This window comes from Cupriavidus phytorum (assembly GCF_003254285.1).
In the GTDB taxonomy this organism is placed as follows: domain Bacteria; phylum Pseudomonadota; class Gammaproteobacteria; order Burkholderiales; family Burkholderiaceae; genus Cupriavidus; species Cupriavidus phytorum.
Map to the genome: position 1 here is coordinate 178,211 of NZ_QKZN01000004.1, position 18,355 is coordinate 196,565.

Below are 18,355 nucleotides of genomic sequence, written 5' to 3' on the forward strand. Positions count from 1 at the left end.
GGGCCAGGGCGGTGAACCGCGCCGGAACCGCGAAAGCCCGCGCCGCGGGGGCGCGGGCCGGATCGGCTGTGCGGCCTTAGTCGACCGCCTTGAACATGTCCTCGACCACCTTCTTGGCGTCGCCGAACACCATCATGGTCTTGTCCATGTAGAACAGCTCGTTGTCCAGGCCGGCATAGCCGGCGGCCATCGAGCGCTTGTTGACGATGATGGTCTTGGCCTTGTACGCCTCCAGGATCGGCATGCCCGCGATCGGCGACTTGGGATCGGTCTTGGCCGCCGGGTTGACCACGTCGTTGGCGCCCAGCACCAGCACCACGTCGGCCTGGCCGAACTCGCTGTTGATGTCTTCCATCTCGAAGACCTGGTCGTACGGCACCTCGGCCTCGGCCAGCAGCACGTTCATGTGGCCCGGCATGCGGCCCGCCACCGGGTGGATCGCGTACTTCACGGTCACGCCCTTCTCGGACAGCTTCTCGGTCAGTTCCTTCAGCGCGTGCTGGGCGCGCGCGACCGCCAGGCCGTAGCCGGGTACGATGATCACGGTCTCGGCGTTGCCCATCAGGAAGGCGGCGTCATCCGCCGAGCCCGACTTGACGTTGCGCTGCGCCTGCGCGCCGGCGGCCGCGCCGGCGCCGGCATCTCCGCCGAAGCCGCCCAGGATCACGTTGAAGAACGAGCGGTTCATCGCCTTGCACATGATGTACGACAGGATCGCACCAGACGAACCCACCAGCGAGCCGGCGATGATCAGCATCGGGTTGTTCAGCGAGAAGCCGATGCCCGCCGCGGCCCAGCCCGAGTACGAGTTCAGCATCGACACCACCACCGGCATGTCGGCGCCGCCGATCGGGATGATGATCAGCACGCCCAGCACGAAGGCGATCGCCAGCATCACCAGGAACGGCAGCCATTCCTGCGTCATGAAGAAGGCGATGCCGAAGCCGACCATGGCCACCGCCAGCGCCAGGTTCAGCATGTGCTGGCCGGCGAACACCACCGGCGCGCCCTGGAACAGGCGGAACTTGTAGCGCCCCGCCAGCTTGCCGAAGGCGATTACCGAGCCCGAGAACGTGATCGCGCCGACGAAGCAGCCGATAAAGAGCTCGATGCGGTTGCCCAGCGGGATCAGGTGCGAGCCGGCCGGGCTGATGCCGAACGCCGCCGGCTCGGCCACCGCCGCCACCGCGATGAACACCGCGGCCAGGCCGATCAGCGAGTGCATCGCCGCGACCAGCTCCGGCATCTTGGTCATCTGCACCTTGCGCGCCACGTAGGCGCCGATGCCGCCGCCGACCACCAGCGCCGCGAAGATCAGCGTCAGGCCGGTGCCCACCGACGACTGGGCCGTGCCCGCGGCGAGGAATTCGTTCTTCAGCTTGATGATCAGCACCAGCGTGGTGACCACCGCGATGGCCATGCCGATCATGCCGAAGGCATTGCCCTTGCGCGCCGAGGCCGGGTGCGACAGCCCCTTGAGCGCCTGGATAAAGCACACCGAGGCCACCAGGTAGAGCAGGGTGACGAGGTTCATGCTGACAAGGCCTGCCATCACGCGCCCTCCTTGGCCAGTGCCGGCTTGGCCTCGGGCGCCTTGGCCTTCGGTTCCTTCTTCTTGAACATCTCCAGCATGCGCTGGGTGACCAGGAAGCCGCCGAACACGTTGACCGCGGCCAGTGCCACCGCCAGCGTGCCCATCACGCGCCCGACGCCGCCTTCGGTCAGGCCCGCGGCGAGCATGGCGCCGACGATGATGATGGCCGAGATCGCGTTGGTTACCGCCATCAGCGGTGTATGCAGGGCCGGCGTGACCGTCCAGACCACGTGGTAACCCACGTAGATCGCCAGCACGAAGATGATCAGGTTGATCACCGTGTGGTTCACCATCTCCATCGACTTCTCCTCCGTTGCTTTGAAACCGGGATGCTGCGTGTTGCTGTGTTGTTTTTGCAGTATTACGGCGGGGCACGCCAGCCGCCCGTGGCTCTTCATTGCCGGTGGCGTGCTCCCTCTCCCGCTTGCGGGAGAGGGTTGGGGAGAGGGCGGGAGCCTCAACGAAGTACAGGCCGTCGCAATTGCCGGCGCCTGCCCTCTCCCCCGGCCCCTCTCCCGCAAGCGGGAGAGGGGAGCAACCCATCAGGGGTTGATATTCAGACCTTCTTGATTTCCTTGATGCCGTTCTTCTCGTTCACCAGGATGACCTTGGGCTTGTACGTGGCGATCTCTTCGTCCGTCATCGGCGCATAGGTGCAGATGATCAGCTGGTCGCCCAGGTGCGCGCGGCGCGCGGCGGCGCCGTTCAGCGAGATCTCGCCGCTGCCGCGCTCGCCCTTGATGATGTAGGTGGAGAAGCGCTCGCCGTTGTTGACGTTGTACAGCTCGATCTTCTCGAACTCCTTCATGTCGGCAGCGTCCAGCAGGTCCTGGTCGATGCCGCACGAACCCTCGTAGTTGAGGTCCGCCTGCGTCACGGTGACGCGGTGGAGCTTGGCGCGGAGCATGATGCGTTGCATGGGTGATACGTCCTTATATCTGAAGCGAAAGCAGTGGGCGCGCTGCGCCCGTTGGAGTTACGCCGCCTCGCGCACGACCTGGCCGTCCCTGCACATCAGGCAGGCGGCGACGATGTCGTCTTCGAGGTTGAGCGTGAACTGGCCGTCCTTGTCGACGACCAGCTTGAGGAAGTCCAGCACGTTGCGGGCATAGAGCGCCGAGGCGTCGGCTGCGACCATGCTGGCCAGGTTGGTATGGCCGATCAGGATCACGCCGTTGTGGTTGACCACCTGGTCGGCCACCGTCAGCGGGCAGTTGCCGCCCTGCGCGGCGGCCAGGTCCACCACCACCGAGCCCGGCTTCATCTGCGCCACGGTCGCTTCCTGCAGCAGCACCGGCGCCTTGCGCCCCGGGATCAGCGCGGTGGTGATGACGATGTCGGCCTGAATTGCGCGCTGGTGCACCAGCTCGGCCTGGCGCTTCATCCAGTCCGGCGGCATCGGACGCGCGTAGCCGCCTACGCCCTGCGCGATCTCGCGCTCTTCGTCGGTCAGGAACGGCACGTCGAGGAACTTGGCGCCGAGCGATTCGATCTGCTCCTTGACCGCGGGGCGCACGTCGGACGCTTCGATCACCGCGCCCAGGCGCTTGGCGGTGGCGATGGCCTGCAGGCCGGCCACGCCGGCGCCCAGGATCAGCACGCGCGCGGCCTTGACGGTGCCGGCGGCGGTCATCAGCATCGGCATGAAGCGCTGGTAGTGGTGCGCGGCCACCAGCACGGCCTTGTAGCCGGCGATATTGGCCTGCGACGACAGCACGTCCATGCTCTGCGCGCGCGTGGTGCGCGGCGCGGCTTCGAGCGCGAAGGCGGTGATGTTCGCGGCGGACATGCGCGCGTTGTTCTCGGCATCGAAGGGGTTGAGCATGCCCACCAGCACCGCGCCGGGCTTCATCTGCGCCAGTTCGGCGGCATCCGGCGCGCGCACCTTCAGCACCAGTTGCGCGCCGAGCGCGTCGGCGGCGCTGCCGATGGTGGCGCCGACCGCCTCATACGCGCCGTCGGGCTGGCTGGCGTTCAGGCCGGCACCGGCCTGCACCACGACCTTGTGGCCCTGGGCGACGTATTTCTTGACGGTCTCCGGGGTGGCGGCGACGCGAGTCTCGCCGGCCCGCGTCTCCTGCGGGATGCCGATGTACATCGTCAATTTCTCCTTTAGCTGGCGTCTTGTCTGGTTGGACGGACCGACGTCTGGCCCGTGCGCGCTGCCGGACCGGGTTAAGCCGCAGCGCACAATTTTTCCGCAGCTTACAGGAATCTGACTTGCAATGGTGACCGGCTGGTCGGCTTTTGCCGGGCCCGGAACGAGGGGCGCCGGTGGCTCCCGCGGCGCTGCACGATGGGCCCGCAACCGGTAGAATGCGGGATTGCCTAAAAATTGAGCATCATGTCAAGTGACTGGAATGCCAGCGTGACCGTTGCCGCCGTGATCGAACGCGGCGGCCGGTTCCTGCTGGTGGAAGAAGAAACCGCCGACGGGCTGCGCCTGAACCAGCCCGCCGGGCACCTGGATCCGGGCGAAAGCCTGATCCGCGCCGTGATCCGCGAAACCCTGGAAGAGACCGCCCACACCTTCGAGCCGCGCGCGCTGCTGGGCTGCTACATGGGGCGTTCGCTGTCGTCGCGCACCGGCGGCGACGTGACCTACGTGCGCTTTGCCTTTACCGGCGACCTCGGCTCGCTCGACGCCGGCCGCCAGCTCGATACCGGCATCGTGCGCACGGTCTGGATGGGCGCCGACGAGCTGCGCGCGTGCCCGGAACGGCATCGCTCGCCGCTGGTGATGGCGTGCGTGGACGACTACCTGGCCGGCAAGCGCTTTGCGCTGGACGCGCTGTACACGCACCCGTCGGTGCTGCAAGCGGGGGCGCAGCCGTGAGCGGTGCCGCCAAGCGTGTCGTGGTGGGGATGTCCGGCGGGGTCGATTCGTCGGTCACCGCGTGGCTGCTCAAGCAGCAGGGCTACGAGGTCATCGGCCTGTTCATGAAGAACTGGGAAGACGATGACGACAGCGAATACTGCTCCACGCGCCAGGACTGGCTTGACGTGGTCTCGGTGGCCGATCTGATCGGCGTCGACGTCGAGGCGGTCAACTTCGCCGCCGAATACAAGGACCGCGTCTTTGCCGACTTCCTGCGCGAATATTCAGCCGGCCGCACGCCCAACCCGGATGTGCTGTGCAATGCCGAGATCAAGTTCAAGGCCTTCCTGGACCATGCCATGTCGCTGGGCGCGGAAACCATCGCCACCGGCCACTATGCGCGCGTGCGCCAGAACGCGGCCGGCCGCTTCGAGCTGCTCAAGGCGCTGGACCATACCAAGGACCAGAGCTACTTTTTGCACCGGCTGAACCAGGCGCAGCTGTCGCGCACGCTGTTCCCGCTGGGCGAGATCCCGAAGACACGCGTGCGCGAGATCGCCGCCGAGATTGGCCTGCCGAACGCGAAGAAAAAAGACTCGACCGGCATCTGCTTTATCGGCGAGCGTCCGTTCCGCGATTTCCTGAACCGCTACCTGCCCACCAGACCGGGGCCGATGAAGACGCCCGAGGGCAGGGTGGTCGGCGAGCATATCGGCCTGGCGTTCTACACGCTGGGGCAGCGCAAGGGCATCGGACTGGGCGGCAGCCGCGACGGCAACGGCGACGCCTGGTATGTCGCGCGCAAGGACATGGCCAACAATACGCTTTACGTGGTGCAGGGCCACGACCATCCGTGGCTGCTGACGCCGGTGCTGACCGCGTCGGACCTGTCCTGGGTGGCCGGCGAGCCGCCTGCCGCGGGCGCGGCGATGGCGGCCAAGACCCGCTATCGCCAGAGCGATGCCGCCTGCACGGTGCAGGCGGTCGACGCGCAGGCGCTGACGCTGGCGTTCGCCGAGCCGCAATGGGCGGTCACGCCCGGGCAGTCGGCGGTGCTGTATGACGGCGATATCTGCCTGGGGGGCGGGATCATCCAGTAAGGACCCGGTAAACCCACACCACAGCCCGAAAAACACCCGCGCCAGGCGGGTGTTTTTCATCCGGGGCTAGGCGTCAGCCGCGCGGCGGCTCGGTATCGATGAACGACTGCCGCTTCGACAGCTTTTCTTCCAGCGCGGCCAGGTTCGGATGCCGCTCGCGCCAGGCGATCTCCGGGAAGCGGAAGTCCAGGTAGGACAGCGCGCAGCCCACCGCCACGTCGGCCAGCGAGTAATGCGTGCCGGTGCAGAACGGGCGGTCGGCCAGGCCGTGGGCCATGGCCACCAGTGCCGCGTCGATCTTGCCGCGCTGGCGCTGCACCCAGCGCTCGCTGCGCTCGTGCGGCTCGCGCTGGGTGGCCTCCAGGCGCACCAGCAGCGCGGCGTCGAGCAGACCGTCGGCCAGCGCTTCCCAGCAGCGCACTTCCAGGCGCTCGCGCCCGCCCTGCGGGATCAGCCGGCTGACCGGCGTCAGCGTGTCGACATACTCGACGATCACGCGCGAATCGAAGATCGCGCCGCCGTCTTCCATTACCAGGCATGGCACCTTGCCCAGCGGGTTGTACTGGCCGATGCGGGTTTCAGGCGACCAGACGTCTTCTTCGATCAGCTGGCACTCGATCTTCTTCTCCGCCATCACCACGCGCACCTTGCGCGCGTACGGACTGGTCCGGGATGCATACAGCTTCATGTTCTCCCCTTGAGCTTGTTATGAAGTGCATCGTCGCTCGGCGGCAGCGGCGGCGGGGAGGCAGCGATGGCTTGCCCGATGCACTTCATAACAGGCTACTGGAACGGCGTGCGCGAGTATACCCGCGGCGCATGGCGAATGCGGGCTCGCGCACCGATGCCCCGCGGTCGCGCTTTGCCGCCGCCCGGAGCGGGGGCAGGGGTGGTAAAATCGCGCGTTGCGCAGCGCCGGCCGCCCGCCGATGCGGCGTGACGGGCGCATCGCCCCGTCGGCGCTTGCCAGCGCCGTCAGCCCCCGCGGCGCCCCTTGTTCGCCTTCTTCTATTCCTCCCTTTCCCGGTTTCCAGCATGACCTCCTCCTCGCTTTCGCCGCTCACCGCCCTGTCCCCGATCGATGGCCGTTACGCCGCCAAGGCCGATGCGCTGCGCGAATGGCTGTCCGAGGCGGCCTTCATGCGCAACCGCGTCAAGGTCGAGGTGCACTGGCTGATCGCGCTGGCACAGGCCGGCCTGCCCGACATGCCGAAGTTCTCGGCCGCGTCCGAGGCCGCGCTGCTGGCGCTGGTCGACAAGTTCAGCGAGTCCGACGCCGCCCGCATCAAGGAAATCGAGGCGGTCACCAACCATGACGTGAAGGCGGTCGAGTACTGGCTCAAGGAGCAGGTCAAGGGCAACGCCGAACTGGAAGCCGCCAGCGAGTTCATCCACTTCGCCTGCACTTCGGAAGACATCAACAACACCTCGCACGGCATGATGCTCAAGGGCGCGCGCGAGGGCGTGGTGGTGCCGGCGCTGAAGCGCGTGCACGCGCGCCTGGTCGAGCTCGCCAGGCTCAATGCCGCCCAGCCGATGCTGTCGCGCACCCACGGCCAGCCGGCCAGCCCGACCACGCTCGGCAAGGAAATGGCCAACGTCGCCGCGCGCCTGGCGCGCGCGATCCAGCGCATCGAGCAGGTCGAGCTGCTGGGCAAGATGAACGGCGCCGTGGGCAATTACAACGCCCACCTGTCGGCCTATCCCGCGTTCGACTGGGAAGCGTTCTCGAAGCAGGTCATCGAAACCCGCCTGGGCCTGACCTTCAACCCGTACACCATCCAGATCGAGCCGCACGACTACATGGCCGAGCTGTTCGACGCGATCGCCCGCGCCAACACCATCCTGCTCGACCTGAACCGCGACGTCTGGGGCTATATCTCGCTGGGCTACTTCAAGCAGAAGACCAAGGCCGGCGAAATCGGCTCGTCGACCATGCCGCACAAGGTCAACCCGATCGATTTCGAAAACTCGGAAGGCAACCTGGGCCTGGCCAACGCGGTGCTGCGCCACCTGTCCGAGAAGCTGCCGGTGTCGCGCTGGCAGCGCGACCTGACCGACTCGACCGTGCTGCGCAATATCGGCGTGGCCTTCGGCTACAGCCTGCTGGCGTACGAGGCCTGCCTGCGCGGCCTGGGCAAGCTCGAGACCAACCCCGAGCGCCTCGACGAAGACCTCGACAACTGCTGGGAAGTGCTGGCCGAGCCGGTGCAGACCGTGATGCGCCGCTTTGGCGTGCCCAATCCGTACGAGCAGCTCAAGGAGCTGACCCGCGGCAAGGGCATCTCGCGCGAAGCGCTGCAAACCTTCATCAATGGCCTGGCGATCCCGGACGACGCCAAGCAGCTGCTGCTGGAGATGACGCCCGCCAGCTATATCGGCAAGGCAGTGAAGCTCGCTGAGCGCATCTGACGCCACTTTTTCCCGCCGCCAGCCAGCGGCGCGAACCGAAAGCCATCCTGCGGGATGGCTTTTTTGTTTTTTCGGCATGCCGCGCTGGCGCCTGCCGTGCTGTTGTGATCCCGGCGCCGGAATGTCGCTTCAAAGCATTTGAATAACTTAATGAAGGACTGTCCTGCACTGGCGCACATCCCGCCGCAATAATGCGAGAATCGTAAGCGCACGGCGGTTGGATCGCGCCAGTGCCTTCCCCAAAATTGTGAAACGCCCGTGCCGCGGGCGAGAGGAATCCGATGCGTTCTACCGCCACTGCCCCCGCCGGCTACGGTGCCACTGCGATTGCCCTGCACTGGCTGGTGGCGCTGGCCATATTCGCCGCGTTCGGGCTGGGCCTGTACATGACCGGCATTCCGGGGCTGACGCCGACCAAGCTCAAGCTGTACTCCTGGCACAAATGGCTGGGCGTGACGATCTTCGCCATCGCCGTGCTGCGCGTGCTGTGGCGCGCCACCCACGCCGCGCCGCCGGTGGCGCCCGGCACCCCGGCGTGGCAGGCCAGGGCGGCGGCCGGCGCTCACCACTTGCTGTACCTGCTGATCGTGATCGTGCCGATCAGCGGCTACCTGTACAGCTCGGCCGCGGGTGTGCCGGTGGTCTACCTGGGCCTGTGGAAGATGCCGGCGCTGATCGAGAAAAGCGATGCGCTGAAGGAAGTGCTGAAGTTCACCCATATCTGGCTGAACTACCTGATGGCCGCGGTGGTCGTTGTCCATGCGGCGGCGGCGGTGAAACACCAGTTTGTCGACCGTGACGGCACGCTGGGCCGGATGCTGCCGTTCCTGCGCTGAACCTGGCGCGCCAACCATTTTCGTTCCGCGGCGCGGCTGCGCCGTCCCTGACAGGAGTTTTCCCAGATGAAACGCAATTCCCGCCGCGGCTCGGCCACTCTCCGCGCCACCCTGGCCGCCGTGCTGGCCGCCACCGGCATCGCCGCCAACCTGGCCTGGGCCCAGGTCGACGCCGCCAAGAGCTCGGTCACCGCGGTGGCACGCCAGATCGGCGTGCCGATGGAAGGCAAGTTCAAGAAGTTCGACGCCAACGTCAGCTTCGATCCCGCCAAGCTGGCGACATCGACGGCCAAGATCGAGATCGACGTGGCCAGCTTCGAGATCGGCGATGCCGAGACCACCAAGGAAGTGAAGGGCAAGGACTGGTTCGACGCCGCCAAATACCCCAAGGCGGTGTTCCAGTCGACCAGCATCAAGAACGGCACGCCGGGCAAGTACGACGTGGCCGGCAAGCTGACCATCAAGGGCAAGACCGTGGACGTCGTCGTGCCCGCCACCTATCGCCAGGAGGGCGGCGCGCAGGTGTTCGAGGGCGCGCTGCCGATCAAGCGCACCGCGTTCAATATCGGCGACGGCGAATGGAAGGACACCTCCGTTGTCGCCGACGATGTCCAGATCAAATTCCGTATCGTGCTGGCCAAGAAGTAAGGCCGGCATACCGCTGACGTACCCCAGGACCTACCCTGAACCGCTCCATCCCAACCCTGATTTGTCGGGAGACACCATGAAACTGCGTTCCCTCGTTGCCGCCGTCGCGGCCGTTTCCGCAACCGCCGCCTTCGGCGTGGCTTCGGCCAACACCGTGACGTACAACCTCGATCCGACCCATACCTATCCCAGCTTCGAGGCCGACCACCTGGGCGGCCTGTCGACCTGGCGCGGCAAGTTCGACAAGTCCAGCGGCGTGGTGACGCTGGACCGCGCCGCCAAAGCGGGCTCGGTCGAGGTCAACATCGACCCGGCTTCGATCGATTTCGGCAATGCCAAGCTGAACCAGCACGCCAAGGGCCCGGACATGTTCGACGTGCAGGCCTTCCCCGAGGCCACCTACAAAGGCAAGTTCTCCAAGTTCAAGGGCGACGTGCCGACCGAGGTCGACGGCGTGCTGACGCTGCGCGGCGTGTCCAAGCCGGTCAAGCTGGAAATCCGCGAATTCAAGTGCATCCAGCACCCGATGCTCAAGCGTGAAGCCTGCGGCGCCGACGCCGTGGGCCAGTTCAACCGGGCCGATTTCGGCCTGGACTATGGCGTCAAGATGGGCTTCAAGCCCGAGGTCAAGCTCGCCATCCAGGTGGAAGGCGTGCGCGCCGACTGAGCGCGCGGCCCGCTGCGGCGGGCAAGACCGTAGTGAAGGCCGGCCCATGCCGGCCTTTTTTGTTGTATTGCACCATGCGGGGGGCCGCCACGGCACTTTGTTGTGCGAGTTGCGACGGGCACAGTACAATGGCCCGCGGCAAACCACCATGATCCGGGGTATTGCGACTCCTGCCACGGCGGGGGGCAGCCATGCCCGCAACTGGCCCGAGCGCATCACTATGAGCATTCGCTGCATGTCCCGATACCGGTAGCCTTTCCCGCGACCCCCTCGCCCCTCATGCTGTACCCGGCCGTTCTGCCCTGGCTGTATGGCCCGCAGCGTTTCCCGGTTTTCCCTGGCGCTATACCGTGTACTCCAAAACGCAAATCGATCCGGTAGTTAGTTTCCGCAACTCGCAGGGCGAGCAGGTGCGGGGCACGATCATCAATCTCCAGAGAAAGTCTCTGGTGATGGAAATCTACAACCCGTATTCGATCGTGCAGGTCAGCGAGGTGCTGAGTGAGCTCAGCGTCCGCATGGGCGCCAAGAATGCCTATCTCGGCAAGGCCGTGGTGATGAGCCTGGTGAATACCGGCCTGACCGCGGTGGTGTCGCTGACGCTGATCGACGAGTGGCGCGAGCTGTCCGATCTCAACAACGAGCCCAAGTCGGTCGCGCGCGAAGCCGAGCTGTTCGTGCAGGATTGGGACACGCGTTTCAACATCCGGCGCGACTACCAGATCGTGGTCAACGAGATGCGCGCCTTCCTGTCCGAAGTGTCGCGCTGGGTCGAGCAGGTCGACCTGACCGAGTCGCTGCCCAAGACCGAAGGCAAGCTGCGACAGGACGTCTTCTACGAGCTGGCCACGCCGATCATGGCCAAGACCAAGACCTACCTGGACTGGCTCGAGGGCGAGGCCCAGCGCGTGGACGCCGAAATCGCCCCGGTGCACCGCACCTACGCGCAGTCGGCGCTGCATCCGCTGCTGCTGCGTGCGCCGTTCGTCTACCGCACCTTCACCAAGCCGCTCGGCTATGCCGGCGACTACGAAATGGTGAACCAGATCCTGGGCGATCCCCAGCAAGGTCCGACCACCTACTTCCAGATCGTCAATACCGCATTCCTGAAGGCGGCGGTGGCGACCGCGCACCGCAACCGCATCGACCTGCTGATCGATTTCCTCACGCGCCAGGCCGAACGCGCGCGCGCCGCCGGGCGGGCGTTCCGGGTGCTCAATGTCGGTTGCGGCCCCGCCTTCGAAATCCAGCGCTTCGTGCGCGAATACCCGAATCCGGAGCTGTTGTCGTTCCAGCTGGTCGATTTCAGCGAAGAGACGCTGGAATACACGCGCAAGTCGATCGAGCGCTCGGCCCAAAGCGCCGGCAACAAGTTTTCCGTCGAGATGGTGCACCAGTCGGTGCACGAGCTGCTCAAGCGGCGCATCTCCCCGGACGATGCCGCCGCACGCGAATTCGACGCGGTCTATTGCGCCGGCCTGTTCGACTACCTGTCGGACAAGGTCTGCGCCCGCCTGCTGTCGTACTTCGCCTCGCGCTCGCGCTCCGGCGGCCAGCTCCTGGTGACCAACGTCCATGCCGACAATCCGGAGAAATTCGGCATGGAGCACCTGCTCGAGTGGTACCTGATCTACCGTGACGATGCCGGCATGGCGCAACTGCTGCCCGAGCACTCGCATTCGCACCGCGTCTACGTCGACAGCACCGGGGTCAACGTCTTCGCGGAAGCCACCATTGACTGAGGCTGTCCTAGCGGGCCACGCCATGAGCACCAACCAACTCTACGCCGGCTACCAGTCCGAACTGGTCGACTTTCGCCTGGCCTTCAGCCGCGGCGGCGCCTATACCGCGATCGTGCTGGTCCTGCTGGGCGTGGGCCTCGACTACGGACAGTATCCGCAGCAGCAGTTTTCCTTTGCAGTGGCGCGTGTGGTGGTGTCGCTGCTGATCGCCGCAGTGGTGGTGGTCCTGTACAGCGCCGCCGGACGCCGCTTCGCGCCCTGGCTGACGCTGACCTGGCTGCTGCTGCCGCAGATCATGATTGCCTGGATGATCTCGCAGACCGAAGGGGTGCATTCGCCGTACTACGTCGGGCTGAACCTGGCCATCTTCGCGTCGGGCATCGCGCTGCCGTTCGGCCTGTGGCAGAACCTGGTGTTCGGCGTGCTTTCGTACCTGCTGTATGTGCTGGCCTGCCTGTTCCACCCCGGCGGCATCGATCCGCTCGGCACCTTTATCGTCAATTCGCTGTTCCTGTTATTTGCCGCCGCGGCCAGCGCGGTCTACACGTATTTCAACGAACGCGCGCGCTTCATGCTGTTCCGCCTCAAGGCCGAGGTGGCCGAGAAGAACGCCGAGCTCGAGGTCATCAACCGCAAGCTGGTCGACATCAAGGGCCAGATGCTGCAGCAGGAAAAGATGGCCGCGATCGGCACCCTGGCCGCGGGGCTGTTGCATGAGGTCAACAACCCGGTGAACTTCTGCCTGATGGCGATCGAGGTGGCGATGGAAGAGCCCCAGGCCAAGGAAAGCGAGTCGGTGACCGAATGCCTGGTGGATGCCAAGCAGGGCATGCAGCGCATCCAGCATATCGTCTCGGACCTGAAGACCTTCGCCTACCGCAAGCCGGGCGCGGAGGTGGAAGGCACCCCGTTCATGTTCGAAAAGGCGCTGGATTCGTCGATCCGCCTGACCGCGCATGAGCTGCGCGGCGTCAAGGTAACGCGCGAGCTGCCCGCCGACACGCTGGTGCTGGGCGACGAGGCCGCCATCATCGGCGTGCTGATCAACCTGTTTTCCAATGCGGCGCTGGCCATGCGCAAGGCCGGCACCACCGCGCCCGCGATCCATACCACGGTGCGCTGGTCCGAAGGCCGATTGCACGTGACCGTGCGCGACAATGGCCCCGGCATTGCGCCCGAACACCTGGCGCGGGTGTTCGAGCCCTTCTTCACCACGCGCGAAGTTGGGCAGGGCCTGGGCCTGGGGCTGTCGATCAGCTATGCCGTGATCGAGCGCCACGGCGGCCAGCTGTTTGCCGAAAGCGAACTGGGCCAGTGGGCCGCGTTCAGCTTTGACCTGCCACGCGCGGAGTAACTCGCATGAGCGAAGCCCAGCAAGCGCGGCCAAATGTCGTCCTCTATGTCGATGACGAGGACATGGCGCGCAAGTACTTTGCGCGCGCGGTCGGCAGCGAGTACGAGGTCCTGCTTGCCGCCGGCGCCGACGAGGCGATGGCGACGCTGCGCGCCGAGGGGGGGCGCATCGCGATCCTGGTCACCGATTTCCGCATGCCCGGCCGCGATGGCGGCGACCTGCTGCGCGAGGTCGCGCAGGCCTACCCGCAGATCGTGCGCATCCTGGTGACGGCCTACGCCGACAAGGACATGCTGTTGCGGACCGTCAACAGCGGCGAAGTCTTCCGCATCCTGGAAAAGCCGCTGAGTGTCAGCGACGTGCGCCAGGTCCTGCACCTGGCCGGCGAGCGCCACCTCGAGCGGGCGTTGCGCCAGCACCGCCTGATGGCGATCGACGAAACCCTGGCCTTCCTGGCGCATGAACTGAACACGCCGCTGGCCGCCATTGCCAACTTCGCGCGCGGCATCGAAAGCCGCGTCCAGGCCGACTACAGCGAGCAGCGGCAGGGCGAGATCGGGCAGGCCGCGGGCGCCATGTACGACAACGCGCAGTATTGCCTGGCGGTGCTGTCGTCGTTCCTGGAGTCGGTGCGCAACAGCGCGGGAGTCAGCAAGACGCCGGCGGCCGACGCCGGCACCGAGGTCAGCGCGGGTGCGCTGGTGACGTCGCTGCTGGACACCTATCCGTTCACAGGCGGGCAGCGCCAGTGGGTCGACGTCGACATGCAGGGCGATTTCCCGGTGCAGACGCTGCCCAACTGCGTCGCGCTGGTGCTGTCTTCAGTCATGAGCAATGCGCTGCGCGCGCTGGCGGACGTGGACCAGCCGTCCCTGCGCTTCGTGGTGACAACCCAGCCTAACCAGGAAATCCGCATCTGCGACAACGGCCCCGGCATCCCGCCAGAGGTGATGGGACGCCTGCTGGTCGATCCGGTCACTACGCACGCCAGCGCTGGCGGCAGTGGCCTCGGCATGATTTTCTGCAACCGCGTCATGCAGTCCTTCGGCGGCGGCATCCGGATCGCCTCCGCTCCCGGTGCCGGGACCACAGTGACGCTGGACTTTCCAAATTTCAGAAATCGAATGATTAGGAGTGACCGATGAGCGAACCGATTGCCACCCAGGCACCACCCCCGGCGATTCTGTTCGTCGATGACGAGGCGACTGCCGTCAAATATTTCCAGCGGGCCATCGGCGCGCTGGCGCCGGTGGTGACTGGCGGTTCGGTGGAGGAGGGCAAGACGCTGCTGGACGCTCACGCTGACAGCCTGGCCGTGCTGGTCTCGGACCAGCGCATGCCGGGCGAGTACGGCAACGAACTGCTGCGCTATGCGCGCGAACGCTATCCGCATATCGTGCGCATCCTGACCACCGCGTATTCGGAACTTGACCAGACTGTCGAGGCGGTGAACCAGGGGCAGATCCATCGCTATATCAAGAAGCCGTGGGACATCACCGCGCTGCGCATGGAGCTCAAGCAGGCGCTGGAAATGTCCGGTCTGCGCAAGGAGCGCGACCAGCTGGTGCGCGAGAAGCTGGCGGTGCTGCAGACCCAGACCGTGGCGACCCGCATCGGCATGCTGCACGCGCTATGCGCGAGCCTGATCGGTCCCGGCCATTTCCAGCCGGTCGAGACCTACCTCGCCGCGGTCGATCTGGCGGGGGCCCGCAACGCCGATCCTGACTGGCAACGCATGGACTATGCCGACCTGGTGCGCGCCGAAGCCGAGCGCAGCGGCAGCTTTGGCCATGCCGTCGGCACACGCCTGGCCGAGCTGCGTGGCGCCAACGCCGGCAAGGGCGCCGCCGATGCCGCCGCGGTCATTGCCGACGCGCTCGGCAGCGAGGTGGTGCGCCGCGACGGCGATACGGTGGTCTGGACCCAGCCGGCCGCGCTGGCCGAGTTCCTGTCCGAGCCCGTGGGCACCGCGGTGTCGGCGCAGCACGCCGCCTGGCTGGCCAGCCTGCTGTGGCTGGAGGAGGCCGGCGGCGCGCTGAAGTTCGTGCGCGACGGCGACACCATCGTCTGCCGCGCCGCCCCGCGCAGCGAGAGCTTCGCCGCCGACCGCCTGGCCGCGTGGATCGAGCGCTTCTCGATGCCGGCCTGAGTTTTTTCTGCCCGCCATGAAAAACGGCGCCCCGCGGGGCGCCGTTCTGTTTTGCGGCAGGGCAGGGCTCAAGCCTGCGCGCCGTAGTTGGGGTCGTTGCGGTCGGTCGACTCGCCCTTCTTCTCGCCCTTGACCAGGTCTTCGCGCTTCACGCCCAGCCACATCGCCAGCGCCGCGGCAACGAACACCGACGAGTAGATGCCGAACAGGATGCCCACTGTCAGCGCCAGCGCGAAGTAGTGCAGCGTCGGGCCGCCGAAGAAGAACATCGACAGCACCATCATTTCGGTCGAGCCGTGGGTGATGATGGTGCGCGACATGGTGCTGGTGATGGCGTGATCGATGACCTCGTGGGTGGTCATCTTGCGGTACTTGCGGAAGGCTTCGCGGATCCGGTCGAAGATCACCACCGATTCGTTCACCGAGTAGCCCAGCACCGCCAGGATCGCCGCCAGCACCGACAGCGAGAATTCCCACTGGAAGAAGGCGAAGAAGCCCAGGATGATGACGATGTCGTGCAGGTTGGCGATGATGCCCGCCACCGCGAACTTCCACTCGAAGCGGAACGACAGGTAGATCACGATACCCGCCACCACGCACAGCAGCGCCAGCAGGCCGTCGGTGGCCAGCTCCTTGCCCACCTGCGGGCCGACGAACTCGACGCGCTGCAGCTTGACGTCAGGCGCCGCCGCGGTGAGCGCGCCCATCACCTGTTCGCTCTGCTGCGCCGAGGTCACGGGCTTGCCGTCCGGGCCCTTTTGCAGCGGCAGGCGGATCATCACGTCGCGCGAGGTGCCGAAGTTCTGCACCTGCACGTCGGTGTAGCCCAGCTTGCCCACCTGGCCGCGGATCTTTTCCAGGTCGGCCGCCTGCTGGTAGCTGACCTCCATCACCGTGCCGCCGGTGAATTCGATCGACAGGTGCAGGCCCTTTTGCCAGAGGAAGAACACGGCTGCGGCAAACGTCAGGAAGGAGATCACGTTGAAGATCAACGCGTGCTTCATGAACGGAATGTCGCGCCGGATGCGGAAGAATTCCATGTTGAATCCTGTTCTGTACTACGTGTTGTGCCGCGGGCCGCTTACTTGGCGACCGGCGTGTCGGTGGTATTGCCCGGCTTCCAGATCTGGCCGATGGCCACGCTCTGCAGCTTCTTCTTGCGGCCGTACCAGAGGTTGACCAGGCCGCGGTTGAAGAACACCGCCGAGAACATCGAGGTCAGGATGCCCAGGCAGTGCACCACGGCAAAGCCGCGCACCGGGCCCGAGCCGAATGCCAGCAGCGCCAGGCCCGCGATCAGCGTGGTCACGTTGGAGTCCAGGATGGTGGCCCAGGCGCGGTCGAAACCGACCGCGATCGCCATCTGCGGCGATGCACCGGCGCGCAGTTCCTCGCGGATGCGCTCGTTGATCAGCACGTTGGCGTCGATGGCCATGCCCAGCACCAGCGCGATGGCGGCGATGCCCGGCAGCGTCAGCGTGGCCTGCAGCATCGACAGCACCGCGATCAGCAGCAGCAGGTTGACGCCCAGCGCGACCACCGAGAACACGCCGAACAGCATGTAGTACAGGATCATGAACACGCCGATGGCGGCAAAGCCGTAGGCGACCGAATCGAAGCCCTTCTCGATGTTGTCGGCGCCCAGCGACGGGCCGATGGTGCGTTCTTCGATGATCTCCATCGGCGCGGCCAGCGAGCCGGCGCGCAGCAGCAGCGCCAGGTCGTTGGCGGCCTCGGTGGAGTAGGAGCCGGTGATCTGGAAGCTCGAGCCCAGTTCGGACTGGATCGTCGCCACCGTCAGCACCTCGCCCTTGCCCTTCTCGAACAGCACGATCGCCATCGGCTTCTTCAGGTTCTCGCGCGAGACATCGCGCAGCACGCGGCCGCCCTGGGCGTCGAGCTTGATGTTGACCGAAGGCTGCTGGTTCTGGTCGAAGCCGGCCGAGGCGCTTTCGATGCGGTCGCCGGTGAAGATCACCTGCTTCTTCAGCACCACCGGGGCGCCGTTGCCCTGCGTGAACAGCTCGCTGCCGAACGGGATCGGGTCGCCCGGGCGCGGGCTGCGCGGCGCGTCGTTGTCGACCAGGCGCGCTTCCAGCGTGGCGGTGCGGCCGATGATGTCCTTGGCCTTGGCGGTGTCCTGCACGCCGGGCAGCTGCACCACGATACGGTCGGCGCCTTGCTGCTGGATCACCGGCTCGGCCACGCCGAGTTCGTTGACGCGGTTGTGCAGGGTGGTGATGTTCTGCTTGACCGCGGCGTCCTGCACGGCGCGGCGGGCGGCCTCGGTGAAGGTGCCGACGATGTTGTTGCCGTCCATGGCGAAGGCTACTTCGCGCACGTTGTCGGTCAGCAGCGCGCGCGCGCGGCTGGCGTCGTCGGCGTTGTTGAAGCGCACCGTCAGGCGCTCGCCGTCGCGGTCGATGCCGCCGTGGCGGATGTTCTTGTCGCGCAGCAGGGTGCGCGCGTCGCCGGCCAGGCTGTCGAGCTTCTTGTCGACCGCGCCCTTCATGTCGACCTGCAGCAGGAAGTGCACGCCGCCGCGCAGGTCCAGGCCCAGGTACATCGGCAGCGCGTGCAGCGAGGTCAGCCAGCGCGGCGAGCCAGACAGCAGGTTCAGCGCGACCACGTAGGCGGGGTCGGACGCGTCCGGGTTCAGCGCGCGCGACAGCACGTCCTTGGCCTTGAGCTGCTCGTCGGTGGTGCGGAAGCGCGCCTTGACCGAGCCCGACTGGCCGGAAATATCGAAGAAGACGCCGTCGGGCTGCAGCTGGTTCTGCGCCAGGATCTCTTCAACCTGTTTCTGCATCGACAGGTCGACCTTGACCGTGGCCTTGCCCGAGGACACCTGCACGGCGGGCGCCTCGCCGAAGAAGTTCGGCAAGGTGTAGATGATGCCGATGGCCAGGGCCACCAGGATCACGAGGTATTTCCAAAGCGGATAACGATTCATCTCGGGCCAGTCATTCAGCGGTTGGCGGGGCCGGCGCAGGCGTGGCGCGCCACGTCGGCGGGGCCGAACCGGTTTGGCAAAC

Annotated in this window: 17 protein-coding genes; 10 read left to right on the forward strand and 7 right to left on the reverse strand. The window is 66.2% G+C overall.

The genetic code is table 11. From position 1 onward, the window contains the following. Positions 1–76 precede the first annotated feature (76 nt). The 4 genes from C7416_RS12125 to C7416_RS12145 form a co-directional block, all read right to left on the reverse strand. Positions 77–1,552 (reverse strand): NAD(P)(+) transhydrogenase (Re/Si-specific) subunit beta, encoded by a 1,476-nt coding sequence (locus tag C7416_RS12125; RefSeq protein ID WP_111519186.1) that lies wholly within the window; start codon positions 1,550–1,552, stop codon positions 77–79. Beyond that, complete coding sequence (locus tag C7416_RS12130; protein WP_035817213.1) at positions 1,552–1,893, reverse strand: NAD(P) transhydrogenase subunit alpha part 2; 342 nt, start codon at positions 1,891–1,893, stop codon at positions 1,552–1,554. Before C7416_RS12130 ends, C7416_RS12125 begins: the two co-directional genes overlap by 1 nt. A gap of 257 nt (positions 1,894–2,150) precedes the next feature. Then, a complete protein-coding gene (gene panD / locus C7416_RS12140) occupies positions 2,151–2,513 on the reverse strand; it encodes an aspartate 1-decarboxylase (protein ID WP_012353832.1) in 363 nt (120 codons plus the stop codon). 57 nt (positions 2,514–2,570) lie between these two features. Further along, a complete protein-coding gene (locus tag C7416_RS12145) occupies positions 2,571–3,692 on the reverse strand; it encodes a Re/Si-specific NAD(P)(+) transhydrogenase subunit alpha (RefSeq protein WP_111519188.1) in 1,122 nt (373 codons plus the stop codon). A gap of 246 nt (positions 3,693–3,938) precedes the next feature. Between C7416_RS12145 and C7416_RS12150 the strand changes: the two genes are divergently transcribed. Continuing rightward, a complete protein-coding gene (locus tag C7416_RS12150) occupies positions 3,939–4,430 on the forward strand; it encodes an NUDIX hydrolase (protein WP_174076838.1) in 492 nt (163 codons plus the stop codon). Continuing rightward, a complete protein-coding gene (gene mnmA, locus C7416_RS12155) occupies positions 4,427–5,512 on the forward strand; it encodes a tRNA 2-thiouridine(34) synthase MnmA (RefSeq protein ID WP_111519190.1) in 1,086 nt (361 codons plus the stop codon). The genes C7416_RS12150 and mnmA overlap by 4 nt, the downstream gene beginning before the upstream one ends. Before the next feature lie 73 nt (positions 5,513–5,585). Here the strand turns inward: mnmA and C7416_RS12160 are convergent, their stop codons facing one another. Beyond that, positions 5,586–6,200 carry a glutathione S-transferase C-terminal domain-containing protein gene (locus C7416_RS12160; protein ID WP_062801696.1) on the reverse strand — a complete coding sequence of 205 codons (615 nt, stop codon included), beginning with the start codon at positions 6,198–6,200 and terminating at the stop codon, positions 5,586–5,588. Positions 6,201–6,547: 347 nt separating this feature from the next. Between C7416_RS12160 and purB the strand changes: the two genes are divergently transcribed. The 8 genes from purB (at position 6,548) to C7416_RS12200 (ending at position 15,320) form a co-directional block, all read left to right on the forward strand. Continuing rightward, entirely contained in the window at positions 6,548–7,924 is a 1,377-nt protein-coding gene (gene purB, locus C7416_RS12165) for an adenylosuccinate lyase (protein ID WP_111519191.1), read from the forward strand. A 281-nt stretch (positions 7,925–8,205) separates the two neighbouring features. Continuing rightward, on the forward strand, positions 8,206–8,760 hold the full coding sequence (locus C7416_RS12170) for a cytochrome b (RefSeq protein WP_062801694.1): 555 nt from the start codon (positions 8,206–8,208) through the stop codon (positions 8,758–8,760). Between the two features lie 66 nt (positions 8,761–8,826). Further along, a complete protein-coding gene (locus tag C7416_RS12175; protein ID WP_111519192.1) occupies positions 8,827–9,408 on the forward strand; it encodes a YceI family protein in 582 nt (193 codons plus the stop codon). Positions 9,409–9,484: 76 nt separating this feature from the next. After that, positions 9,485–10,075: a YceI family protein gene (locus C7416_RS12180; protein ID WP_111519193.1), complete on the forward strand. Its 591-nt coding sequence runs from the start codon at positions 9,485–9,487 to the stop codon at positions 10,073–10,075. 350 nt (positions 10,076–10,425) lie between these two features. Next, positions 10,426–11,817: a class I SAM-dependent methyltransferase gene (locus tag C7416_RS12185; RefSeq protein ID WP_111519194.1), complete on the forward strand. Its 1,392-nt coding sequence runs from the start codon at positions 10,426–10,428 to the stop codon at positions 11,815–11,817. Between the two features lie 22 nt (positions 11,818–11,839). Continuing rightward, the gene (locus C7416_RS12190) at positions 11,840–13,171 is read left to right on the forward strand and encodes a sensor histidine kinase (protein WP_111519195.1); all 1,332 of its coding nucleotides are present in this window, start codon (positions 11,840–11,842) and stop codon (positions 13,169–13,171) included. Positions 13,172–13,176: 5 nt separating this feature from the next. After that, on the forward strand, positions 13,177–14,316 hold the full coding sequence (locus C7416_RS12195; RefSeq protein WP_111519196.1) for a hybrid sensor histidine kinase/response regulator: 1,140 nt from the start codon (positions 13,177–13,179) through the stop codon (positions 14,314–14,316). Then, positions 14,313–15,320, forward strand: coding sequence for a response regulator (locus C7416_RS12200; RefSeq protein WP_111519197.1), 1,008 nt, complete (start codon positions 14,313–14,315; stop codon positions 15,318–15,320). The genes C7416_RS12195 and C7416_RS12200 overlap by 4 nt, the downstream gene beginning before the upstream one ends. Positions 15,321–15,388: 68 nt before the next feature. Here C7416_RS12200 and secF read toward each other — a convergent pair whose 3' ends face one another. Together secF and secD are read right to left on the reverse strand one after the other, a co-directional pair. Further along, a complete protein-coding gene (gene secF / locus C7416_RS12205) occupies positions 15,389–16,360 on the reverse strand; it encodes a protein translocase subunit SecF (protein WP_111519198.1) in 972 nt (323 codons plus the stop codon). 41 nt (positions 16,361–16,401) lie between these two features. Beyond that, positions 16,402–18,273 (reverse strand): protein translocase subunit SecD, encoded by a 1,872-nt coding sequence (gene secD, locus C7416_RS12210; RefSeq protein WP_111519199.1) that lies wholly within the window; start codon positions 18,271–18,273, stop codon positions 16,402–16,404. Between the last annotated feature and the right edge of the window lie 82 nt (positions 18,274–18,355).

Coding starts and splice junctions, on each gene's coding strand:
- C7416_RS12195 (WP_111519196.1), top strand. CDS start 13,177: ATGAGCGAAGCCCAGCAAGCGCGGCCAAATGTCGTCCTCTATGTCGAT.
- C7416_RS12130 (WP_035817213.1), bottom strand. CDS start 1,893: ATGGAGATGGTGAACCACACGGTGATCAACCTGATCATCTTCGTGCTG.
- C7416_RS12125 (WP_111519186.1), bottom strand. CDS start 1,552: ATGGCAGGCCTTGTCAGCATGAACCTCGTCACCCTGCTCTACCTGGTG.
- secF (WP_111519198.1), bottom strand. CDS start 16,360: ATGGAATTCTTCCGCATCCGGCGCGACATTCCGTTCATGAAGCACGCG.
- panD (WP_012353832.1), bottom strand. CDS start 2,513: ATGCAACGCATCATGCTCCGCGCCAAGCTCCACCGCGTCACCGTGACG.
- C7416_RS12180 (WP_111519193.1), top strand. CDS start 9,485: ATGAAACTGCGTTCCCTCGTTGCCGCCGTCGCGGCCGTTTCCGCAACC.
- C7416_RS12200 (WP_111519197.1), top strand. CDS start 14,313: ATGAGCGAACCGATTGCCACCCAGGCACCACCCCCGGCGATTCTGTTC.
- C7416_RS12170 (WP_062801694.1), top strand. CDS start 8,206: ATGCGTTCTACCGCCACTGCCCCCGCCGGCTACGGTGCCACTGCGATT.
- secD (WP_111519199.1), bottom strand. CDS start 18,273: ATGAATCGTTATCCGCTTTGGAAATACCTCGTGATCCTGGTGGCCCTG.
- purB (WP_111519191.1), top strand. CDS start 6,548: ATGACCTCCTCCTCGCTTTCGCCGCTCACCGCCCTGTCCCCGATCGAT.
- C7416_RS12150 (WP_174076838.1), top strand. CDS start 3,939: ATGTCAAGTGACTGGAATGCCAGCGTGACCGTTGCCGCCGTGATCGAA.
- C7416_RS12175 (WP_111519192.1), top strand. CDS start 8,827: ATGAAACGCAATTCCCGCCGCGGCTCGGCCACTCTCCGCGCCACCCTG.
- C7416_RS12145 (WP_111519188.1), bottom strand. CDS start 3,692: ATGTACATCGGCATCCCGCAGGAGACGCGGGCCGGCGAGACTCGCGTC.
- C7416_RS12190 (WP_111519195.1), top strand. CDS start 11,840: ATGAGCACCAACCAACTCTACGCCGGCTACCAGTCCGAACTGGTCGAC.
- C7416_RS12160 (WP_062801696.1), bottom strand. CDS start 6,200: ATGAAGCTGTATGCATCCCGGACCAGTCCGTACGCGCGCAAGGTGCGC.